The following is a 21,383-nucleotide window of genomic DNA, read 5'->3' on the forward strand; positions in this document are numbered from 1 at the left end:
GATAGTATAATGGAGAGCCTGCGGTTAGGGACCTGTCCAAGGGAGCAGTAATGATAATGACAAACAAGATCACGGAATCTATTCTCCTGGTTGACGACCAACCTGCGAACCTTCAGGTATTGATGAACACTCTAAAAAGTCTTGGCTGCAAGTTGCTGGTCGCCAAAAATGGCGAGACGGCCTTGACCATTGCCCAGAAAATGCGGCCGGATCTCATTTTGCTGGATATAATGATGCCGGGAATCGACGGATTTGAGGTATGTCGACGGCTAAAAGCGAATCCGGACACCCAGAAAATTCCGGTAATCTTTCTTTCCGCCCTCGATGATACCGGAGACAAGGTACGCGGGCTTCAGCTGGGGGCGGTGGACTATGTAGCCAAACCCTTTCAGCCCGAAGAGGTCATTGCCCGCGTGAATACCCACCTAACGATCCATCGGCTCAATTACGAGGTGCAAAAGCAAAGGGATGAGCTGGAGCATGAGCTGCAGGTCGTCTCCCAACTTCAACGTAACCTTCTGCCCGAACGTTTGCCCCAGGTTCACGGGTTGAAATTGGCAGTGCACTATGAAACCAGCCGTTATGCCGGTGGTGACTACTATGATTTTATGACGCTGCCTGGGGATCTTCTGGGCGTTCTGATCGCCGATGCGGAAGGCCACAGTGCTCCTGCCGCTGTCATGATGGCTATGACCTGCGCCCTGTTTCGTTCCTGTTCCACCGACCTGAATGAGCCGGATAAAGTACTCTCCTTCATCAACGAAAATTTATGCAAGGTGAACAGGGAAAGTTTTGTAACGGCAGCCTATGCTGTTTATGACACCGCCTGCAGGACCCTCAGGATCGCCAGTGCAGGCCATCCGCTCCCCATACTCTATCGATATTCGGAAAAAACTGCGACCGAAATCCCCTGTGACAGCGTTATGCTGATGGGATTTACTCCTTATACCGAAGTGCCGGTTTCCGAAGTCGTCCTTTATCCCGGTGACCGCATTCTGTTTTATACGGATGGGGCCACCGACCGATTCAATACATCCGAGGAACGTTACGGGACAAACCGCCTGCTGCGGCAATTTACAAACGCCGCCGCCGATGACCCCGAAGTCATTCTTAAGGAGATTGTCGATGACATCTCGCAGTTCGCAGGAGACTGCGCGGCCGATGATGATCAGGCCATGGTAGTTATCGTTGTTGATTAGCATCAATGTCTTTGGGCCTTTTCAAAAAATCTGATATGGTACGCTGGCATACAACGCCTGCTCGTTAGTTTTAGCGGAAAAATTTAGGAGTACACTATTGAAAGAAAACGAAAACACTAACGCAAGCAAGACAGAGACGGGACAATCCGATGCCAAAAATGACCAGGTGGCTGTCGAGAGCGAAGAGTTTTCCTTGACGGAAGTGCTCGATATTGCTCAGCTGACACCCGTCCTTGAAAACTTCGGTAGTGTCATGGGGATCGCCTCGGCCATCGCTGATTTGGAGGGAAATATCCTGATATCCGCCCGCTGGCAGCGGATCTGCGCCGACTTTCATCGTGTTGATGCGCGGACATGTTCACGCTGTGTCGAAAGTGACACGAAACTGGCTGCAAATCTGAAGGAGGGGAAGCCTTTTTCGATTTACCACTGCAAAAACGGTCTGACCGATGCCGCTTCACCCATCATCATTAAGGGCCGGCATATGGCCAATCTTTTTGTGGGGCAGTTCCTTACGGAAACGCCAGACAGAAACTATTTCAAACAGCAGGCCCATAAATTCAATTTCAATGTGGCGGATTACCTGCGTGCCCTTGATGAGATTCCGATCATTTCCCAGGAAAAGCTGCTTGCCATTTTGGGTTTTTTGACGGAATTTGCTAACATTGTTGCCTGTTTGGGTCTTGAGCGGATTAAAGCAAAAAAAGCTGAACAAATTGCCAGAGCCCAGGTCAAAAATGCTGAAAAGGCCAAAAAGAAGTTACTACACTACAAGGCACATCTTGAAAGCCTGGTGAAGGATCGAACTGAAAGGCTCGAAGAATCAGAGAACTACACCCACCTTATCCTGCAATCGATGGCAGAAGGTGTTTTCGTTACCGATACTAAAGGTCGATGCACCTATGCCAATGAAGCCGCGCAGAAAATGCTCGGATACGAGATCAAAGAACTTGTCGATCAAAACGTACATGACCTGTTTCACCATTCAAATGATGATGGATCGCCACACCTTCGCGAGGACTGTCCGATTTATTGGGCCTATACCCAGGGGATCACCAGCTTTCGCAGGGACGAGATTTTCTGGCGCAAGGACGGCTCATTTTTTTATACCTCCTACACAAGCGTGCCCCAGCGCAAAAGCAAAACCATCATGGGATCTGTCGTGGTCTTCCGCGACATTACTGCCCGCAAAAAAACTGAAGATGCCCTGCGGAAAAGCGAAGAGCATCTTAAAACCATTTTGATGACGACCAATGAAGGGTTCTTTTGGGTAGACAATGAGGCGCGCTTCTTGTCCCTTAATGACACCATGTGCAAAATTTTAAAAAGACCCCGAGAGGATATTTTGGGAAAGACACTCTTCGAATTTCTGAACGAAGAAAATACGACGGTCTTGAATGAGCAGCTTGAACGCAGGGTTACCGGCCAAATGGGCGTATATGATCTCTCCTTCAACCTTCCGAACGATTCAAAAGTGGCCTGCCTGCTCCATGCCACCCCCCTTTACGATGAAAACGGCGTAAAAAAAGGGTCCTTTGCCATGGTTTCGGACATCACCTACCGCAAAAGGATGGAGGAGGAACTCATTCTCGCCCGGGATAAAGCAGAGGCAGCCACCCAGGCCAAAGGCGAGTTTCTAGCCAACATGAGCCACGAAATCCGCACCCCCATGAACGCGGTTATGGGGATGACACATCTAGCCCTCCAGACGAACCTGACGCCCAAGCAGCGGGACTATCTTAACAAGATTCAGATTTCCGCCAACTCCCTGCTCGGGGTCATCAACGATATTCTCGATTTTTCAAAAATCGAGGCCGGCAAGATGACAATGGAGTCCATTGACTTCAACCTGGATGAAGTCCTGGAGAATCTTTCCACCATGATAGCGACGAAAACTGTGGGAAAAGAAGGGGTTGAAGTTCTTTTCAACACCGGAACCGACGTACCCCGCCAGCTGATGGGAGATCCCATGCGGCTGAGCCAGATCCTGGTCAACCTGGCCAACAACGCAATCAAATTCACCGAGCGCGGAGAAATAGTGGTTTCCACCAAAGTGCTCAGCCGGGCAAACCATGTTACAGTCCTCCAATTCTCCGTACGGGATACGGGCATCGGCCTCACCGACGAACACATGGCCCAGCTTTTCACGGCCTTTAGCCAGGCAGATACCTCTATCACCCGCCGGTACGGCGGCACCGGGCTGGGGCTGTCTATCTGTCAGCGTCTCGTAAAAATGATGAACGGCAAAATCTGGGTGGAAAGCACCTACGGAAAAGGCAGCACGTTTTATTTTACTGCGGCTTTCCAGACCGTGCGGGAAGCCAGAGGGGTATGCCACATACTCCCGCCGGAGTTGAGAGACCTCAAAGCGCTGGTGGTGGACGACAATGCGACCTCCCGGGAAATTTTTCAGAATATGCTGGAATCTTTCTCTTTTAACGTTACCTTGGCGGCGTCCGCAGAAGAAGGGCTGGAGGAGATTGAAAAGTCTGTCGGAGGACGGCCCTACGACATCGTGGTAATGGACTGGAAGCTGCCGGGCATCGACGGCATTGAGGCCTCAAAACGAATCAAAAAGAATTCGCGGTTGACCGATATTCCGCTCATTATCCTGGTCAGCGCCTACGGCCGGGAAGAGATCATGTGGCAGGCTGAGGCGGCCGGGCTGGACGGTTTCCTGATCAAGCCCATCAGCGCCTCGGTGATGTTTGATACGATCATGAACGCACTGGGCAAAGATGGCTGCATAGAGACACCGCTGGCAGCGGAACAGGAGGAGAAACAGGTCTCAGATCTGCTCAAGTGCCTCAAAGGCGCCCGTGTGCTGCTGGCTGAAGACAATGAGATCAACCAGCAGGTTGCCATGGAAATCCTTGCCGCTGCGGAAGTTACCGTCACCCTGGCGGTCAATGGCCAGGAAGCCGTTGACGCAGTGCAAACAAATTATTTCGACGCCGTGCTGATGGATCTGCAGATGCCGGTGATGGACGGCTATACCGCAACCCGGACCATCCGCCAGGATGCGCGCTTCAAAGATCTGCCCATCATCGCCATGACGGCCCATGCCATGGCCGAAGATTCTGAAAAAAGCCGCCATGCCGGCATGAACGGTCACATCACCAAGCCGATTGATCCGGAGGTACTCTACGCAACCCTGGCGGAATGGATCTCAGCCGCCACCCCTGAAGAGGAAACACCTGAAGAGGAAACACCTGAAGAGGAGACCGAATCAAAGGCGGAGACAACACAGCAGCCCACACCAGACAATAGCGGCGCTGTCGTCCCGCCTTCCCCGGATGAGAAGACGTTTCCAGCGTTTCTGGACGAATTTGATCTTCCTTCCGGGCTGAAGCGTCTCCAAGGAAACAAGGCCCTGTACCGCAAGCTGTTGATCAATTTTGGCCATACCTATGCCCAGAGGGCCGACGAAATCCGACAGGCCCTGGATGCCGGGGACTACAGCAGCGCCCACAAACTGACGCATGAAATCAAGGGGGTTGCCGGCAACCTCTCGGCATCCCGGCTGCATACCGCAGCCACGGCGCTGGACCAGCTGGTCAAGCATGCGAACCCGCAGAATCCCCCCCCGGAGGATGCGCTCGCCACGGCTTTGACCACCTTGGAAAGTCGGATGGAAGATGCCCTTGGATCCGTCCTGCAGCTGTCGTCATTAACGACAGACTCCGAACCCGAAACCGCCCCGGAATCGGCGCAGCGACTGCCCCCGGACCTGGCCAAGGAGGCCGCTATACGGCTGCGGGAGGCTGCCGAAATGGGTGACGTGTCGGCACTGACGGAAATTTGCGAGGAGATGGCCGCCCGGTCAAAGGACTTTACCCCCTATCTCGACAGAATTGCACAAATGACGGAAGACTTTGATTTTGAAGGGATCATTGGTCTAGCCGATGATCTGGAAACTCGATGATTAAATTTTTGTTAATTTGCCCAACGTCGGTGTTGGAAACAATTTTTAATCCTCAAAATATGTTGTATATTCCTCCGGTTAAAAATTGTTTCCGCCTTGAATTTGAACAAATTTCCTAAAGACTTGATGATCGAGGGAAAAAGAATCTGGAAAAGAAAGAGGAAAAATGAAACCAACTGTTAATAAAATCTCGAAATCCGACTTAAAAACATCAATAGACTACCATCTGCGCTGCTCCCTTTGCAAAGAAACGCCGACAAAGGATTACCGGGACCTCTTTTTGTCGACGGCCTTTTCCCTGCGGGACCGAATGGCGGAAAAAATTCTGCATACGGAGCAGCGATATCAGGCATCCCAAACTAAACGGGTATATTATCTATCTTTAGAATTCTTAATCGGCAGACTGATGGGCAATAATCTTCACAATCTCGGGATGTTTGATGTCTGCCGTGAATTCATGGCAGAGGCAGGCATCGACATCGAGGAGGTGCGTGAGCAGGAAAACGACCCTGGTCTTGGAAACGGCGGGCTCGGTCGTCTGGCGGCCTGTTTTCTTGATTCCATGGCAACGCTGGATATTGCCGGTTTCGGCTACGGGATCCACTATGAATACGGTCTCTTCAAGCAGGAGATCGATAACGGGTATCAGCGGGAAAAACCGGATAACTGGCTGGCGGATCTTAACCCCTGGGAGTTCAAGCGGACCGATGAAAAATGTATCATCCCCATCAAGGGACGGATCGAACACTTTCAGGACCGTGATGGTGAGTACAATCCCATGTGGCTTGACTGGAATTTCATCGTGGGGATTCCCTTCGATATTCCCGTCGTCGGATACGGGGGGAAAACAGTGAACTGGTTGAGACTATACGGCGCAGGTTCCTCTGCCGATTTTGACATCCAGATCTTCAATGAGGGTGATTACTTCCGGGCGGTGGAGCAGAAAGTCGAGTCTGAAACCATCACCAAGATGCTTTATCCCCTTGACACGATCATGTCAGGAAGGGAGCTTCGCCTGGTGCAGGAATATTTTCTTGTGGCCTGCACCCTCAAGGACATCATTCGACGTTATATGAAAAATAACGAAAATTTCGACCGCTTCCCTGATCAAGTCGCCATCCAGATGAACGACACCCATCCCTCTCTGGCAGTGGCTGAACTGATGCGGCTTTTAGTGGACGAATATGCACTGCCATGGGGGCACGCCTGGGAGATTACCCAACAGACCCTGGCCTATACCAACCATACGGTGCTGGCCGAAGCACTGGAAAAATGGCCCGCAGCCCTTCTCGAACGTATTATTCCCCGCCATCTACAGATCATTTATGAAATCAACCGTCAGTTTCTCGAAAAGATTGCCGCTCGTTATCCCAACGACGTCGACCTTCTCCAGCGTATGTCTCTCATCGAAGAGGGAGAGAGCAAGCAGGTCCGGATGGCCCACCTGGCACTGGTGGGGTCCCATTCCGTTAATGGGGTCTCCTCACTCCATACGGAGATTCTAAAGCAGGACAATTTTTCAGACTTTTACGCCCTGTGGCCGGAACGATTCGTCAATGTCACCAACGGCATCACCCAGAGACGCTGGCTTCTGGGGGCCAATCCCCGACTGGCGGAACTGATCACCGACACTATCGGAGACTCCTGGATCACCGATTTAAGCCAACTTCGACGTTTGGAACCCCATGCCGATCAGACGGTTTTCATGGATGAATTCCGTGACATCAAGCGGGCGAACAAGGAAGACTTGTCGAAAATCATCTCCGACACCCTCTGGCTTTCCATCGACCCCGACAGCTTGTTCGATATTCACATCAAACGAATTCACGAATACAAACGCCAACTCCTGAAAATCATGCATATCGTACATGAATATCTGCAGATCATCAGGGGGGAAAAAACACCCACGGTTGCCAAAACTTTTATTTTTGCCGGCAAGGCTGCGCCCGGATACTGGGTGGCCAAACAGATAATCAAGCTGATTCACAATGTCGGGCAGGTCATCAATCAGGACAGACGGGTCCGGGATGCCCTGAAAGTAGTCTTTTTACCGGATTACAGCGTCTCTCTTGCTGAAAAGATCATTCCGGCGGCGGACTTAAGCGAACAGATTTCCATGGCCGGCCAGGAGGCGTCTGGAACAGGAAATATGAAATTCATGCTTAACGGTGCTTTGACCGTGGGAACATTGGACGGTGCCAATGTCGAAATGCTCGAGGAAGCGGGCGCGGACAATATTTTTATCTTTGGATTGAAGGCGGAAGAGATCACCGACATGATCAAAAAGAAAAACTACCACCCTGTGGAGTATTATCGCCTCTTTCCTGAAATCCGCAGGGTTTTGGACGCTTTTCGGGATAATACTTTTTGCCCTGACGAGCAGGGGATCTTTCAATGGATTTACCATCGGATGATGAATAATGAGGATTCCTATTTCCATCTGCCGGATTTTTCCCCTTATATCCAGGTGCAGGATCAAATAGAAGCGGAATACCTGGACCCGGTCAATTGGACGAAAAAAGCGATCCTAAACGTGGCACGGTCCGGAAAATTTTCCAGCGACAGGGCCATTTCCGATTATAACCGCTTAATCTGGAATAAAAACGCCCAGAGCTGACCGCTATGAAAAGAAAACGTTTCAATGTGGGATCTGTAAAAATTAAATTAAAATATCTATATAACAGCCTTGGGCTGACTTGGTCTATCAATACCGAGGTTCAACCCACAACAAAGCATGAAAGTAATTCAGTCACTTATTGGAACTTTCATATAAAATAAATTTTAGGAAAAAAATTATGCAACTGAAACATAACAATGTCGAGGATGTCCTGATCGTGAGACCGATGGAAAAAAGAATCGATGCGTCAACAGCTGGTGAATTCAAACAAAAAATGAACGAATGGATTGATTCGGGAAATCGGAGGATTGTGCTCAACCTTTCCGAAGTGGACTTTATCGACAGCAGCGGACTTGGCGCCATTATTTCGGGGTTCAAAAAAATCGGCAATAACGGCAATCTCGTGATCTGCGTCGTGAAGGAAAGCGTCATGAGCCTTTTTCGCCTGACCCGCATGAATCGGGTATTTGATATCTATACCTCTGAAAATGAAGCCCTTGAGGCGCTTTCCGGGAAGGCATAAAGAAATGAAAGCAGCGAACATGATCCGGCTGATTATTGACAGCAGGCTTGAGAATGTTTCCCTGGTAGGGAGTGCCGTGCGTGGCATCGCCAACACCCTGTGCATAGACAGCACGACGAGTTACCAATTAGAGCTGTGTGTCGTGGAAGCTGTGAACAACGATATAAAGCATGCCTATCATTGCCAGGCAGGGCATTCGGTGGAAATAGATGTCCTGCTTTATCCGGACCGGTTGGCCTTCAAGATTTACGACAAAGGAGAAAGCATGAGTCCTGCAAAGGTTGCGCCCTTCAGCTTCGATCCATCAAAGGTTGAAACCCTCCCTGAAGGAGGGATGGGGGTCTATATCCTGCACGCCCTGATGGACGAGGTCCATTATAAAACTATAAACGGACAAAACATTATGACTCTGGTCAAATATTTAAAAAACCATGAAAAACCCGGATAACCAATGATGTAGCGTAGTTCCAGATTTTTTAAAAAAATATCTGCCCGGGGCTCATTCAAACAATAACCTAATCGATTCATTTCCCTGTTGATCTTCTTACGAATTGGGTGTCATTTGTGGAATACGAACGCCACGTTCAATTATTTACAGTGGGGTTATTTCCTTAATAGAACGGGGAAGTTATAATAACAACAAAAATGATATATGTAATCAAGTCTTTACAAATTTTGACAGATTGTGATAGTTTAGGAAACTTTCAGGCCGAATGCAGCCGACGCCCGATCCAACGTGGGTTTTCATGAATGGGCATTTGCCTTGCCTGGAAGCAAAATGACAACGGATACAACAATTTGTTCTTAATATTTAAGATTATTTGGAGGTGTTATTTTGAAAAACGCCAATTGCCCTAAATGTGGTTCTGGTGAAGTCTATTCAGGCGCTGAGCTGATTGTGAAAGACGGACCGATCGCCAGTCTTCTGAAAGGTGGCCCTTTTGCCAGTAATTCAATTCCCATAAGCCTTTCAAGCATGGCTCCCATTGATAACTACGTTTGTGTTAACTGCGGTTATGTTGAACATTATATCTCCGACCGATCCAAACTGAAAGAGATCGCAAAAAAATGGGATAAAGCCTCCGTAAACAAATCGGACAACGATTCTGACGAGTGATTGTTTTGAGACTCTGTCTGAACGTTAAGCTGTTCTGGCGGCTTGTGTGTATCCTCTGGGTCGTAGTCTGGTATGGCATCAAGGATGTGACCGGTCGTGTTACCAGGGTTGCGCCCAAGGCCCCTGGATCTCCAGAAAAGAACAGAAATGCTGCTGCAACCGAATTTCCGTCCCCCAGGATGATCCGCCTCTGCATGGAGCAGCTCGGTCCCAGCTTTATCAAGCTGGGCCAACTTTTGAGTACCCGAGATGATATTCTGCCTTTTGAATATGTAAATGAATTCAAAAGACTACAGGATCAGGTACAGCCTCTTCCCTTATCTGCGATTTCCAATGTAGTGGAAAGGGAATTAGGCAAACCCCTGACAGCCCTGTTTGATCGCTTCAATTCCGAATCCATTGCCGCAGCGTCCGTGGCCCAGGTTCACGAGGCCCGGCTTTTTTCAGGAGAGCGGGTTGCGGTCAAGGTGATTCGGCCTGATATCCTTCCCATTATTCGAAAAGACATCCGGCTGATGTATTATCTTGCCCGGATGATGGAGAATCGTTCTCAACGCGGCAGGATACTCGGTGTCGTGAATCTTGTCAAAGAATTTGAACGGACCATCTTCAACGAACTGGATATGTTTGCGGAAGCCGGTAATATTGAACGATTCAGAACTAATTTCAAGCATACGCGCGAAATGCATATCTGCAAAGTCTATCGTGAATACACAAGCCGGTCAGTCCTGGTGATGGAGTATATCGATGGTATCAAGGTGGATCAGGTAGAGGCCATCAGAGCTGCCGGCATCGACCCCGGTGAGGTAGCACTTATAGGCCTTCGATCCTTCTCCCGCCAGCTCATGGAATTTGGCTTCTTTCACGCTGATCCCCACCCGGGAAATACTATTGTTATGGCAGATGGCCGGGTCAGCATTATCGACTTCGGGCTGATGGGTTACGTGGATGATGAAATGATGAAAGAACTTGCCAATATTTGCCTTGGGTTTGCAGACCACGATTATGATTTGGTTATGGATGCCTTGAAAAAGATGGGTCTTTTGAACAAGAAACAGATTCGCCTCAAGGAATTCAAAGCCGACCTGAAGGATGTCAGTGAACCTTTTTATGGGCGTCCCCTCCCCTCCATCTCGGTCAAAGAGGTCTATGACAAGGTAATACAGATGGTGCTCAAGCACCGGATCACGATGCCAAGAAATCTCCTGCTGATTTTCAAGACCTTTGTTCAAAACGAAGCCATTGGGAAAAAACTTGGCAGCACGTCAAGCATTCTTCAAGTTGCCAGGCCATATGCCGAAAACCTGCTAAAGCAGAATTTAAAACCGGACCAACTCTTCAAACGATTCAATGCAGATGCCCGCAAAATGGCAGGCCATCTTCAATCCATGCCAGAAAGCATTAGCGAAATGCTTGCCAATGCAGCAGCCAACAGCCTTTCCATGGAGATTCGACACACAACCTCCTCCAAAATACAACAAACCCTGGAAAAATTATTCAACCGGCTGATTGTGGGGATTATAATCGCTTCTTCAACCATTGCGGCTGCCCTGATTCTTAATTCTTCCCAGAAGCTTTTCGACATTGATTTTGAGTTTGCCGGATTGCCCGAAATATCGCTCACCGGGCTTCTGGGTGTTACAGGATATGTCATCGCAACTTTTCTCGGACTTTGGTTGATAATTTCGATCCTTCGCTCAGGACGCTTGTAACACCTAACACTTTCATGAATTGCCCTCCAAAAGGGTTGTCGCCTTGAGATGTCTTTTCCAAGGCCGCCATATTGGGATACAATCCAATGCCGGCAGATAGACGATTTTTGAAAAGCACAAAAAATATTTTCATTTGTTACGGCAAATGCTATGACAACTATATTTTTAACATCTCTATCAAATGGACCCGGACAAGAAAATGATCTTAGATATTGATAAATGGTGCAATCGAAAAAAACGACTCGAGCAGTTTGAAAGTCATGTATCAGAAACCCGGACAGCAACATTCGGGTTTACCACCTATGCCGAATCAGAGAAGCGTCACCGGGTTAACCGGCATTTCAATTCCATTGCCACACAATACGACTTTATGAATACCATTTTGAGTTGCGGAATTCATTATGCATGGAAACGAAAGGCCGTTGAAACCCTCATGATCAAACCGAAGCAAAAAATTCTGGATGTCTGCGGCGGAACGGGTGATATAGCCAGGTTGTCCGCTTACAGAACAGGCAAAAACGGTATGTCGGTTGTGTATGATATGAACCGGAAAATGATCGAACAAGGGAAAAAAAAATCCATAAAAGGGGTAACCTTTGTTCAAGGCGATGCTGAATCCATCTCTTTTCCTGATGGTTCATTTGATGCGGTTTCCATCGGCTTTGGGATTCGAAACGTCACCCATCTTGAAACCGGTTTCAAGGAGATCTTCCGGGTGTTGAAAAAAGGCGGTGCCATGTGTTGCCTGGAATTTTCAAAACCTGACAACCCTTTCTTTAGATATTTTTATGATCTGTATTCATTCAAAATAATGCCGTTGATAGGGGGACTCATCACCGGTTCAACAGAGGCTTACACGGCATTCCCGGAATCCATACGCGCGTTTCCACTCCCTGGGGAGTTAAGCTTGATTTTACAAAATATCGGTTTTAAAGATATCAAAATTACGAAGTTGACAAATGGCATCGCAGTGATTCATTCAGCAAGGAAATAAAAATAGATCAGCACCGTTTTAATAAAAGGACGCATAATGGATAGGCGAACATTTCTTAAAACTGCCGGAATCGGAAGCATTTCTGTTGCCTATGGCTGCAAGTCAGACTATGACAAAAATATTTTCTCACTGGTAACGGCCCCGAAGGATTTTGTAACAGGGCAAGCGGTATGGTATGCCTCCACGTGCATGGAGTGCCCTGCAGGATGCGGTATCCTTGCAAAAAACCGTGAGGGCCGGGTTATTAAGCTGGAAGGAAATCCCGCCCATCCGGTGAACCGTGGGAAACTGTGCATCCGGGGCCAGGCGGCTCTACAGTCTGTTTATGATCCAGACAGACTGATGATGCCTCAACTCAAAACAGGCCAGACATTTAAACCGATCTCTTATAATCAAGCCTTTGACATTCTGAAAAAGCGGATGCACACCGCATCAGACAAGGGAAGCAACCGCGTCAAAATGCTGACCGGCATAACATCAGTACCCCTTTGCACCCTGTTTGCAACCACCCTGGAGGCATTTGGCGCAACTCCCGCAGCCGTGTACGAACCTTACGCCCACGATGCCTTGAGAGCCGCCCACCAAGCCCTGTTTTCCAAGCCCATGCTTCCCTCTTTTCATATGGAAAACGCAGATTTTATTCTGGGATTTGGCGCGGATTTTATAGAAACCTGGCTGTCACCGGTTGAATATATCCGCAAATTCAAATCCATGCACAGCCCTAAAGACGGTACAAAGGGAACGTTCGTTCATGCAGGCCCCTACATGTCCTTGACAGCCGCCAATGCAGACAAATTTTTCCCGGTTACGGCAGGAACGGAATATATGGTGGCCTTGGGGGTGATCCGCCAAATTTTGGAAACCAGAACAATAGATCATCTGCCTGGGCCCTTTTTAAAAGAACTTACGGCTGTTGTCAGTCCATATCATCCTGACATCGTTGAAAAAAATACCGGATTTCCGGAAGCGGATCAAAACCGTTTGGCCCAATCCATGCTCGCATCCCACCGCCCCCTGGTTCTGGGGTCAACAGGCACCACAACGGCAGACACCTCCTTTGCCCTGGAGATGGCCGTGACCCTGATGAATCTTCTGCTGGACAAAGATCTTTCTCTGTATGATTTTGAACACAGGCACGCCCTTGAAAAAGTCATGACGGCAAAAGAAACCGCTAAATTCTTCAAAACGGTCGCCACTGACCCCACAGAGCTCTTATTGTTTTATAATACCAACCCCTTGTTTACGTTTCCAGAAAACGCTGATTTAACGGATATTTTTAATCGTAAAGAGATCTTCAAGGTCAGTTTTTCAAATGTCATGGATGAGACGTCCAAAAACGCAGACCTTATTTTCCCGGTGCAACTGCCGCTTGAGACCTGGGACAGTTATGAAAGCAACACGGCATGCATTTCAACCCTCCAGCCTGCCATGGGACGGCTCAGCAAGGCGCCTTCCATGGGCGATGTGTTCCTCGACCTGTCAGACAAAGACCGGCAGTTTGATGACTACTATCAATATCTTGCCGACTACCTGTATACGAATATGCCTGAAAAGAGCAAAGCCCATTTCATGCAAACAATTCAATCAGGCGGGATATTTCATTCCAACAGCAAATCCGTGGCCGGGCGTCCCCCCCTTGACACGGGATCCATCAAGGCGCTGAAAAATGCACCTTACGTCATCGAACTGTCTGAAGAACCGGAATTAAATTTTCTGGCGGTTCCGTCACTTCGGCTCTATGACGGCCGGGGGGGCAACAAGTCCTGGCTCAATGAAATACCCGATCCTGTGACCAGTATTGCCTGGGAAACCATGCTCATGATTCACCCTGCAACCCTGGAAGAACGTGGATTCGCACACGGGGATATCCTGACCATTGAAGCAGGCGACCACGCCATCACAGCACCGGTCTATTCCTACCAGGGCGTTGCCTTAGGCGTGATGGCCATGCAGATGGGCCAAGGGCACAGTGCCTGCGGCCGGTATGCCCAAGGATTCGGCAGCAACCCGGTTGATCTTTTGTCAGGAAACCTTGAGACCTCTGATTTTCTCTCCTATTTAATCACCCCCACTTCGATTAAACGGACCGGCAAGGTTGAAGCACTTCCCCAGACAGATGGCAGCCGGTCCCAGTACAAACGAAAAATTGCCCTGTCCATGACCTTGGCGAACAGCCACAGCGAAGACGGACACGGTAAATCTGCCGACCACGGCCAATCCGACGGGCATGGACAAAAAGAGGGCGGGGGCCTGGATATGAACCAGTTCCCGTTAACCCTGCCCACCGAGGAAGGATACGATAAAAAACGAGATGTTTACGCACCCCACGAACATGATGGCTACCGGTGGGGGATGATCGTGGATCTGGACAAATGTGTGGGATGCAATGCTTGCGTGGCCGCATGTTATGCGGAAAACAATATCGGCGTTGTGGGAAAAGAGCAGATCATAAAAGGCCGGGAAATGGCCTGGTTGCGAATTGAACGATACCAGGATCAGAACGATGAAGACCGGCTGATTTTTCTTCCCATGATGTGCCAGCACTGCGATGCGGCCCCATGTGAATCCGTATGTCCGGTGTACGCCCCCCACCATTCCAAGGAGGGGCTCAACAACCAGGTTTACAACCGCTGTATCGGCACCCGGTTCTGTGCCCAGAACTGCCCGTACAAAGTCAGAAAGTTCAATTGGTTTGACTGGGAAAGACCCGCCCCCCTCAACCTTCAGCTCAACCCCGATGTCACCGCCAGAAGCAAAGGGGTCATGGAAAAATGCTCATTTTGTGTACAGCGAATTAAAAAAGCCCACAATCAGGCAAAAAATGAGAACCGTAAGATTCGGGACGGAGAAGTTCAGCCGGCATGCGTGCAGACATGTCCTGCCAATGCACTGACCTTTGGTAATTTCCTGGACAAAAACAGTGCGGTTTCCATTCTGGCCCGAGAATCACGGGCTTACCAGGTGCTTGGCTATCTGAATACCAAACCTGCTGTTATTTATTTGAAGAAAATGGTGCAGGAACTATGACTCGATAATCCAAATTTTTAGGGAATTTGTCCAAATTCAAGGCGGAAACAATTTTTAACCGGAGGAATATACAATATATTTTGAGGATTAAAAATTGTTACCAACGCCGAAGTTGGTCAAATTAACAAAAACTGGCTCATCGAGTATGAACCTTCAATTAGGGGTTTTAAACATATGTCTCAATTGACCTTTGAAACAATCAATACCACGGTCCTGGACACGCTGACCCGTCCGGGAAAGGCCTACTGGGGCATCATCGCCCTGTTGTTTTGCGGAGCCATCATGGGCGCTTCCTGCTGGGCCTACCAGATCTTTGTCGGCGTGGGCGTGGCAGGCATGAACACACCGGTCCACTGGGGCACCTATCTGATAAATTTTGTCTTCTGGGTGGGGATTGCCCATTCCGGCACCCTGATTTCCGCCATTTTGTTTCTGTTCCGGGCAGGATGGAGAAACCCCATTGCCAGGGCTGCTGAAACCATGACCGTATTTGCCGTGTGCATTGCGGGGCTTTTTCCTTTTATTCACCTGGGCCGTGCCTGGCTGGTTTTTTATATGCTGCCCCTTCCCAACCAAAGAACTTTATGGCCCAACTTTCAATCTCCCCTGATATTTGATGTTATTGCCATCTCCACCTATCTCACCGTGAGTAGTCTTTTCTGGTATACCGGGCTTCTCCCGGATTTAGCCATCATCAGGGACCGGTCCCGGGGCGTTCGCAAAAAGATTTTTCAGGTGCTCTCCCTTGGGTGGTCCGGTAAAACCGGTCAATGGATGAACTACTCCAGGGCCTATCTTTTGTTTGCCGGTCTTGCCACCCCCCTTGTTATTTCGGTCCACAGTGTGGTGTCCTGGGATTTTGCCCTTAGCGTAATACCCGGCTGGCACACCACCATTTTTGCTCCCTATTTTGTTGCCGGGGCCATCCATTCAGGCCTTGCCATGGTGCTGACCTTAAGTATTCCCTTGAGAAAAATTTTCAAGTACGAAGCGCTGATCACCATGAATGTACTCGAAAGCATCGCAAAAACCATTGTTTTTACCGGCATCATTGTGGGATTTTCCTATGCCACGGAGTTGTTCATCGCCTGGTACAGCCACAACAGTATTGAAATGGAAACCTTCTGGTGGCGGGCGTTTGGTCATTATGCGCCGGAATACTGGATCATGGTGGTCTGCAACACCGTCATCCCCCTTTTGTATTTATTCAAAAAAATCAGGACCCATGTCATCCCATTGTTTATCATCTCTATTTTTGTAAATATCGGCATGTGGTTTGAACGTTTTGTCATCATCGCGGGCAGCGTTGCCCATGATTTTCTGCCCAATGCCTGGGGGCATTACCGCCCCACATGGGTTGAGGGGGGAATCATGGTAGGTGCCTTTTGTCTTTTCTTTTTCCTGTTTTTGCTCTTTGTTAAGCACCTGCCGTCGGTTTCCATGACGGAAATGAAAGAAATGGTTCATCATCAAGTGGAGTAATTCATGAATACGGATGCCATCATAGTCACAGGCCTTTATAATACCCAGGAAGAAACCCTGGCTGCCGTAGAAAAAATACAGGAAAAAGGCTTTGAGGTAGCAGAAGTTCACAGCCCCATTCCCAGCGACGCCCTTGCCCAGGCGCTTGGCAGGAAAAAAAGCAAGATCGGATGGTTTACTTTGATCGGCGGGATCATTGGTTTTTTTTCCGGATTCTCCCTTGCCGTGTTTACATCCACCCGATGGGACCTCATTGTCAGTGGAAAGCCCATTATTTCCTGGATACCTTTTTTTGTCATCGCCTTTGAATTTACTATCCTGTTTGCTGTGCTTGGCAATGTATTGGGCATAGTGACCCAGGTGGGGCTTCTAGACCCAGACTATGAAAAAAATTATGACCCGGAATGCTCAGGCTCTATGTATGGGATTGAAGTGGCTTCAACGCCCGAAGATGCTGACAGTCTGAGGGATCTGCTCGACCACACAGGGTCTATTAAAAAACAGAGGGAAACCAAATGACGTCCATGGATACGGCAGTCACAGAACCTTCAGCACCTTTGAAAAAGAGTGTGTTCTTCATTCCTGCACTCATTGCCGGTGGAGGATTCCTGTTTTTCATTATTCTGGCAGCAACGGGCCACCCGGAACAAGCCTGGCTTGCCTTTCTGACAAATTTCATGTTTTTTACCATCATCTCCTGCGGAGGGCTTTTATTTTCAACCCTCATGCACTTTACCAAAGCCAAATGGAGCCACACCTTTGCAGCAGTGGCAGAAGCGTTTTCCGCTTTTTTCCCTGTATCCTTTGTTCTTTTTATCCTTCTTTTCATCGGACAGAACTACGTATTTCCGTGGGTGGGACAAGACCTGCACGGCAAGGAAGTGTGGCTGAATGTTCCCTTTTTATTTGCCCGGGACGGTGTGGCTTTTTTGATTCTCTACATCCTCGGGTTTGGTTACCTGTATTACTCACTTAAATTCAGATTAAAAGCGGCCCCCAAAAATACCCGGTTGAAAGCATTTTTATTCAAGCGGTTTGAACAATGTTCCCGTGACCCTGAAATCATCAAACACCGGATGACGGTTTTTGCAGGCTGGTATATGTTTGCCTTTGCCATGTGTCTTTCCCTTGTCGGGTTTGATCTGGTCATGAGCGCGGACCCGCACTGGTATTCCACCCTGTTTGGGGCCTACACCTTTATCAAAGCCATCTTTGCCGGGTTCGGTGCCATTATCCTTTTGGTCTCGCTACTTCATTTAAACCCCAAGGTGCCCTTTACCCTTACCCCGGCCCAATTGGGCGACATGAGCACGCTTTTTTTCGGCTTCAGCATTGTATGGGGGGATTTTTTCTATTCCCAGTTCGTGGTTATCTGGTACGGGAACATTCCCGAAGAATCCGCCTATATCATTAAACGAACCATGACCCAGCCATGGAGCATTCTGGCATGGACCGTATTTATCGGCTGTTTTATCCTGCCGTTTATCATCCTTTTGAGCAGAAAAATAAAGCAGTCTCCCAAATGCATGATCGTTGTCAGCTCATGTGTCCTGGCAGGACTCTGGATCGAGCATTTTCTTCTTTTGGGGCCCAGTTTTCTTGCCCACGATCCGGCGGTATTTCCCATTGGCATCGGTGAGATCATCATTACCCTTGGATTTTTAAGTCTCTTTAGTCTTTCCATTTTAGCCTATTTCAAAGAATTACCTGAAGCATTGAAAACCGACTCAGGGGAGGTGGCTTAATGGAAATAATACTGGTATCCCTGACACTCTTAACGCTAATCATTTTAGTTGTTCTGGTGGGAACAAAAGGCAAACCCCTGACTCTTGTCTCCCAGTTTCATTCTTTTTCAGCCCAGGTAAAAAAAAATAAAATCCAATTGCTTGTCTTAAGTGCCTTGATTATCCTGGTTGTTCTATTTGCCTATGTCTACTATATCATGCCCCATGTGAATGCAGGGCCGGTTCAGCCCATCGCTTTCAGCCACAGGCTCCATGCAGGCAACAAAAAAATTGACTGCCGTTTCTGTCATTCATATGTGGACAGGTCCGTCCATCCCGGAATTCCGCCGGTGGAAAAATGTCTTTACTGTCACAACTTTATTATTCCCAATCACCCGGAAATCAGAAAAGAACACAATTACTTTGATACCCAGACGCCCACACCGTGGAAAAAGGTTTTTTATGTGCCCGAACATGTCATGTTCAACCATGAACGCCACATAAAAAAACAGTTTGAGTGTGAAGCCTGTCACGGGGACGTTGAAGGAACTGACAGGCTTAAGCGTCACGAATTTAAAATGGGGTTTTGTGTCCAATGTCACAGGAAAGAAGAAGCTAACTTAGACTGCTGGCTTTCCTGTCACAACTAATATAGGAGTGTTTGTTTTGCCTGAGAAACCAACCCAACCCGATACTGCGACCTACATGACAGCCAAGGGGTTTTGCCTGACCTCCGCTGTCTGGATGATGGTGGCCACGCTGGCAGGATTTATTGCGGCCATAGAGCTTGTGGCCCCTGATTTAACCGGCAACATTGCTTGGCTCCTCTTTTCAAGACTTCGTCCCATGCATGTGAACCTGGTATTGTTCGGGTTTGTTACCCCGGGCCTTCTGGGCAGTTCATTTTATCTGGTTCCCCGGTTGCTGCGCACCGAGCTTTACAGTGAACGGCTGGGCGTATTTACGGTTGTCCTGTGGAATATTGCCCTGGTCGCCCTGGTGGTCAGTCTTGCCGCAGGCTTTACCCAGGGCCGGGAATACGCTGAAATGATCTGGCCCATTGATGTTGGTATTGTCATCGCCTTCTGCCTTATTTTTTTAAATTTGATGATGACGGTAAAAAACAGGCAGGAAAAAATCCTGTATGTATCTGTCTGGTATGTGCTGGCAGGCATCCTTCTGACCACCTGTACCTACTGCCTGGGCAACGTTATCTGGCAGCCGGACTCCGGCGCCCTGGTCGGCATTCCCGATGCCATTCTTCTCTGGTTTTACGGACACAATGTGTTTGGACTTTTGTTGACGCCTTTGGCTGCGGCCGTTGTTTATTACATTATTCCCCAGGTCTGCCGGACACCGTTGTACAGTCATACGCTGTCCCTCCTGGGATTCTGGGCATTGATTGTCATTTATACCCATATCGGAACCCATCACCTGCTGCAGGTGCCGGTTCCCACCTGGCTTAAAGTGGTCGCCATTGTTGACAGTATTGCCATGGTGATTCCGGTGATGGCCTTTCTCATCAATATCTGGTACACGGCCAGGGGAAAGCTTGGATTGATCAGTGAAGACATCGGTGGAAAATTTGTTTTTACCGGGACCATCATGTATTTTATCGTCAGTATCCGGGGATCAATGATGGCACTGCCCGATGTCCAGCGAGTGACCCATTTCAGCCACTGGGTTGTAGGCCACGCCCATGTCGGCGTTCTCGGATTTGCCGGAATGATTGCTCTGGGAGGTATGTATTTTACCCTCCCGAGAATAACGGGTAAACCGCTCTTCAGTCCATTTCTGGCCAATTTCCAATACTGGATGGTATTGATCGGCGTGGTCGGATTTACCATCGTGTTAACCATTTCCGGACTCATTCAGGGCAATGCCTGGCTGAACGGAGAAACCGTGTACCGGGTACTCCCCGAAATCCACATATACAATATTGTCCGGGCGTCCCTGGGTCTGTTAATTTTTCTGTCCGCCCTGTCAGGGTTTTATAATATTTTCAGATCACTCTTTTCAACTGCCGGAGAAACATCATGAAAATGACACCTGCGGCCATCGTCTTCGGCAGCCTTCTTATCCTTATTGCAGTGGTATCGGTGGTCATTATTCTTCCCTATGCCGACACAAGCAAAACCATTCCTTCGGACCTGTTCAGAACCCGGACGGCCATGGAAGAACAAGGACGGGCTCTTTATATCAGTAACGGATGCGTTTACTGCCATACCCAGTCGATCCGATCGGTGGACTGGGGACTGGGGGCAGAAAGGCTGGCCCAGGCCGGGGATTATCTAAAGGATTATCCCATTCTCCTGGGCTCCCAGAGGACAGGCCCGGACCTGTCCCAGGAAGGCGGAGAGCATCCGGATGACTGGCATCAGGCTCATTTTACAAACCCCAGATATACACGACCCCTGTCCGTCATGCCGCCATTTGAATTTTTGAAACAGGACAATCTGGACATATTGATCCGGTATACCCAGAGCCTGGGGCTCAAGAATGCAGACCTGCGAATGGAGAGACAAACCCTCTGGAAAAAAAGATCCGTTGAGGCATATACCGCGGGTGTAAATGAAAACGTTGCATGGCTTCATGAAAATGTCCCCAAGGGCTGGCGGGAAATCCCCACACCCTATGCGGCATCCGAGGCGAGCCTTGCAAGGGGGGAAAAAATCTACCAGGATTTCTGTTTTGGCTGCCACGGACCTGTGGGAGACGGCATGGGTCCGGCCCAGCCCTATCTGAATCCACCACCGTTGAACTTTACCATCCTCAAAGGCCGGGGGATCAGTGGGGGAATTATCTACTATCAGATCATGAACGGCATTACCGGAACGGCCATGCCTTACTTTAAACGGGAACTGGAATCAGAAAAAATATGGGATGTGGGAAACTATATTGCCAAATATTTTATTAATGAGATCGATGCAAATAAAGAACCCAAAGGTATTGATGCCGCATATGAATAACCCATTTAGATATCTCCGGGAGCGCGGGCGTCCCGCCTGCATCTTTACGATACTTGCGGACATGCAGGCGAGACGCCCGCGCTCCCAGGTTAAA

At 48.8% G+C, this 21,383-nt stretch carries 15 protein-coding genes; all 15 read left to right on the forward strand.

Features of this window, described 5'->3' with window-relative positions:
* Positions 1-56: 56 nt before the first annotated feature.
* Positions 57-1,199: a SpoIIE family protein phosphatase gene (locus EYB58_RS00200; RefSeq protein ID WP_242637495.1), complete on the forward strand. Its 1,143-nt coding sequence runs from the start codon at positions 57-59 to the stop codon at positions 1,197-1,199.
* Between the two features lie 97 nt (positions 1,200-1,296).
* Entirely contained in the window at positions 1,297-5,124 is a 3,828-nt protein-coding gene (locus tag EYB58_RS00205; protein ID WP_111956631.1) for a PocR ligand-binding domain-containing protein, read from the forward strand.
* 166 nt (positions 5,125-5,290) lie between these two features.
* Positions 5,291-7,741, forward strand: coding sequence for a glycogen/starch/alpha-glucan phosphorylase (locus EYB58_RS00210; RefSeq protein WP_111956633.1), 2,451 nt, complete (start codon positions 5,291-5,293; stop codon positions 7,739-7,741).
* A gap of 178 nt (positions 7,742-7,919) precedes the next feature.
* A complete protein-coding gene (locus EYB58_RS00215) occupies positions 7,920-8,264 on the forward strand; it encodes an STAS domain-containing protein (RefSeq protein WP_111956635.1) in 345 nt (114 codons plus the stop codon).
* Positions 8,265-8,268: 4 nt separating this feature from the next.
* Positions 8,269-8,712, forward strand: coding sequence for an ATP-binding protein (locus EYB58_RS00220; protein WP_165477742.1), 444 nt, complete (start codon positions 8,269-8,271; stop codon positions 8,710-8,712).
* A 387-nt stretch (positions 8,713-9,099) separates the two neighbouring features.
* Positions 9,100-9,381: a hypothetical protein gene (locus tag EYB58_RS00225; RefSeq protein ID WP_111956637.1), complete on the forward strand. Its 282-nt coding sequence runs from the start codon at positions 9,100-9,102 to the stop codon at positions 9,379-9,381.
* Positions 9,378-11,093, forward strand: a complete 1,716-nt coding sequence (locus EYB58_RS00230) for an ABC1 kinase family protein (protein ID WP_111956639.1) — start codon at positions 9,378-9,380, stop codon at positions 11,091-11,093. Before EYB58_RS00225 ends, EYB58_RS00230 begins: the two co-directional genes overlap by 4 nt.
* 199 nt (positions 11,094-11,292) lie before the next feature.
* Entirely contained in the window at positions 11,293-12,087 is a 795-nt protein-coding gene (gene ubiE / locus EYB58_RS00235) for a bifunctional demethylmenaquinone methyltransferase/2-methoxy-6-polyprenyl-1,4-benzoquinol methylase UbiE (protein WP_242637496.1), read from the forward strand.
* Positions 12,088-12,123: 36 nt separating this feature from the next.
* Positions 12,124-15,114 (forward strand): 4Fe-4S dicluster domain-containing protein, encoded by a 2,991-nt coding sequence (locus EYB58_RS00240; protein WP_111956643.1) that lies wholly within the window; start codon positions 12,124-12,126, stop codon positions 15,112-15,114.
* Between the two features lie 174 nt (positions 15,115-15,288).
* Complete coding sequence (gene nrfD / locus EYB58_RS00245) at positions 15,289-16,596, forward strand: NrfD/PsrC family molybdoenzyme membrane anchor subunit (RefSeq protein WP_111956645.1); 1,308 nt, start codon at positions 15,289-15,291, stop codon at positions 16,594-16,596.
* 3 nt (positions 16,597-16,599) lie between these two features.
* Positions 16,600-17,115 (forward strand): DUF3341 domain-containing protein, encoded by a 516-nt coding sequence (locus EYB58_RS00250; RefSeq protein ID WP_111956647.1) that lies wholly within the window; start codon positions 16,600-16,602, stop codon positions 17,113-17,115.
* Positions 17,112-18,341: a polysulfide reductase NrfD gene (locus EYB58_RS00255; protein WP_111956649.1), complete on the forward strand. Its 1,230-nt coding sequence runs from the start codon at positions 17,112-17,114 to the stop codon at positions 18,339-18,341. The genes EYB58_RS00250 and EYB58_RS00255 overlap by 4 nt, the downstream gene beginning before the upstream one ends.
* On the forward strand, positions 18,341-18,970 hold the full coding sequence (locus EYB58_RS00260) for a cytochrome c3 family protein (protein ID WP_111956651.1): 630 nt from the start codon (positions 18,341-18,343) through the stop codon (positions 18,968-18,970). Before EYB58_RS00255 ends, EYB58_RS00260 begins: the two co-directional genes overlap by 1 nt.
* 7 nt (positions 18,971-18,977) lie before the next feature.
* On the forward strand, positions 18,978-20,360 hold the full coding sequence (locus tag EYB58_RS00265) for a cbb3-type cytochrome c oxidase subunit I (RefSeq protein WP_423201849.1): 1,383 nt from the start codon (positions 18,978-18,980) through the stop codon (positions 20,358-20,360).
* Complete coding sequence (locus EYB58_RS00270; protein WP_111956653.1) at positions 20,357-21,289, forward strand: cbb3-type cytochrome c oxidase subunit II; 933 nt, start codon at positions 20,357-20,359, stop codon at positions 21,287-21,289. The genes EYB58_RS00265 and EYB58_RS00270 overlap by 4 nt, the downstream gene beginning before the upstream one ends.
* The last annotated feature ends 94 nt before the right edge of the window (positions 21,290-21,383 follow it).

Source organism: Desulfobacter hydrogenophilus, assembly GCF_004319545.1.
Taxonomy (GTDB): Bacteria; Desulfobacterota; Desulfobacteria; order Desulfobacterales; family Desulfobacteraceae; genus Desulfobacter; species Desulfobacter hydrogenophilus.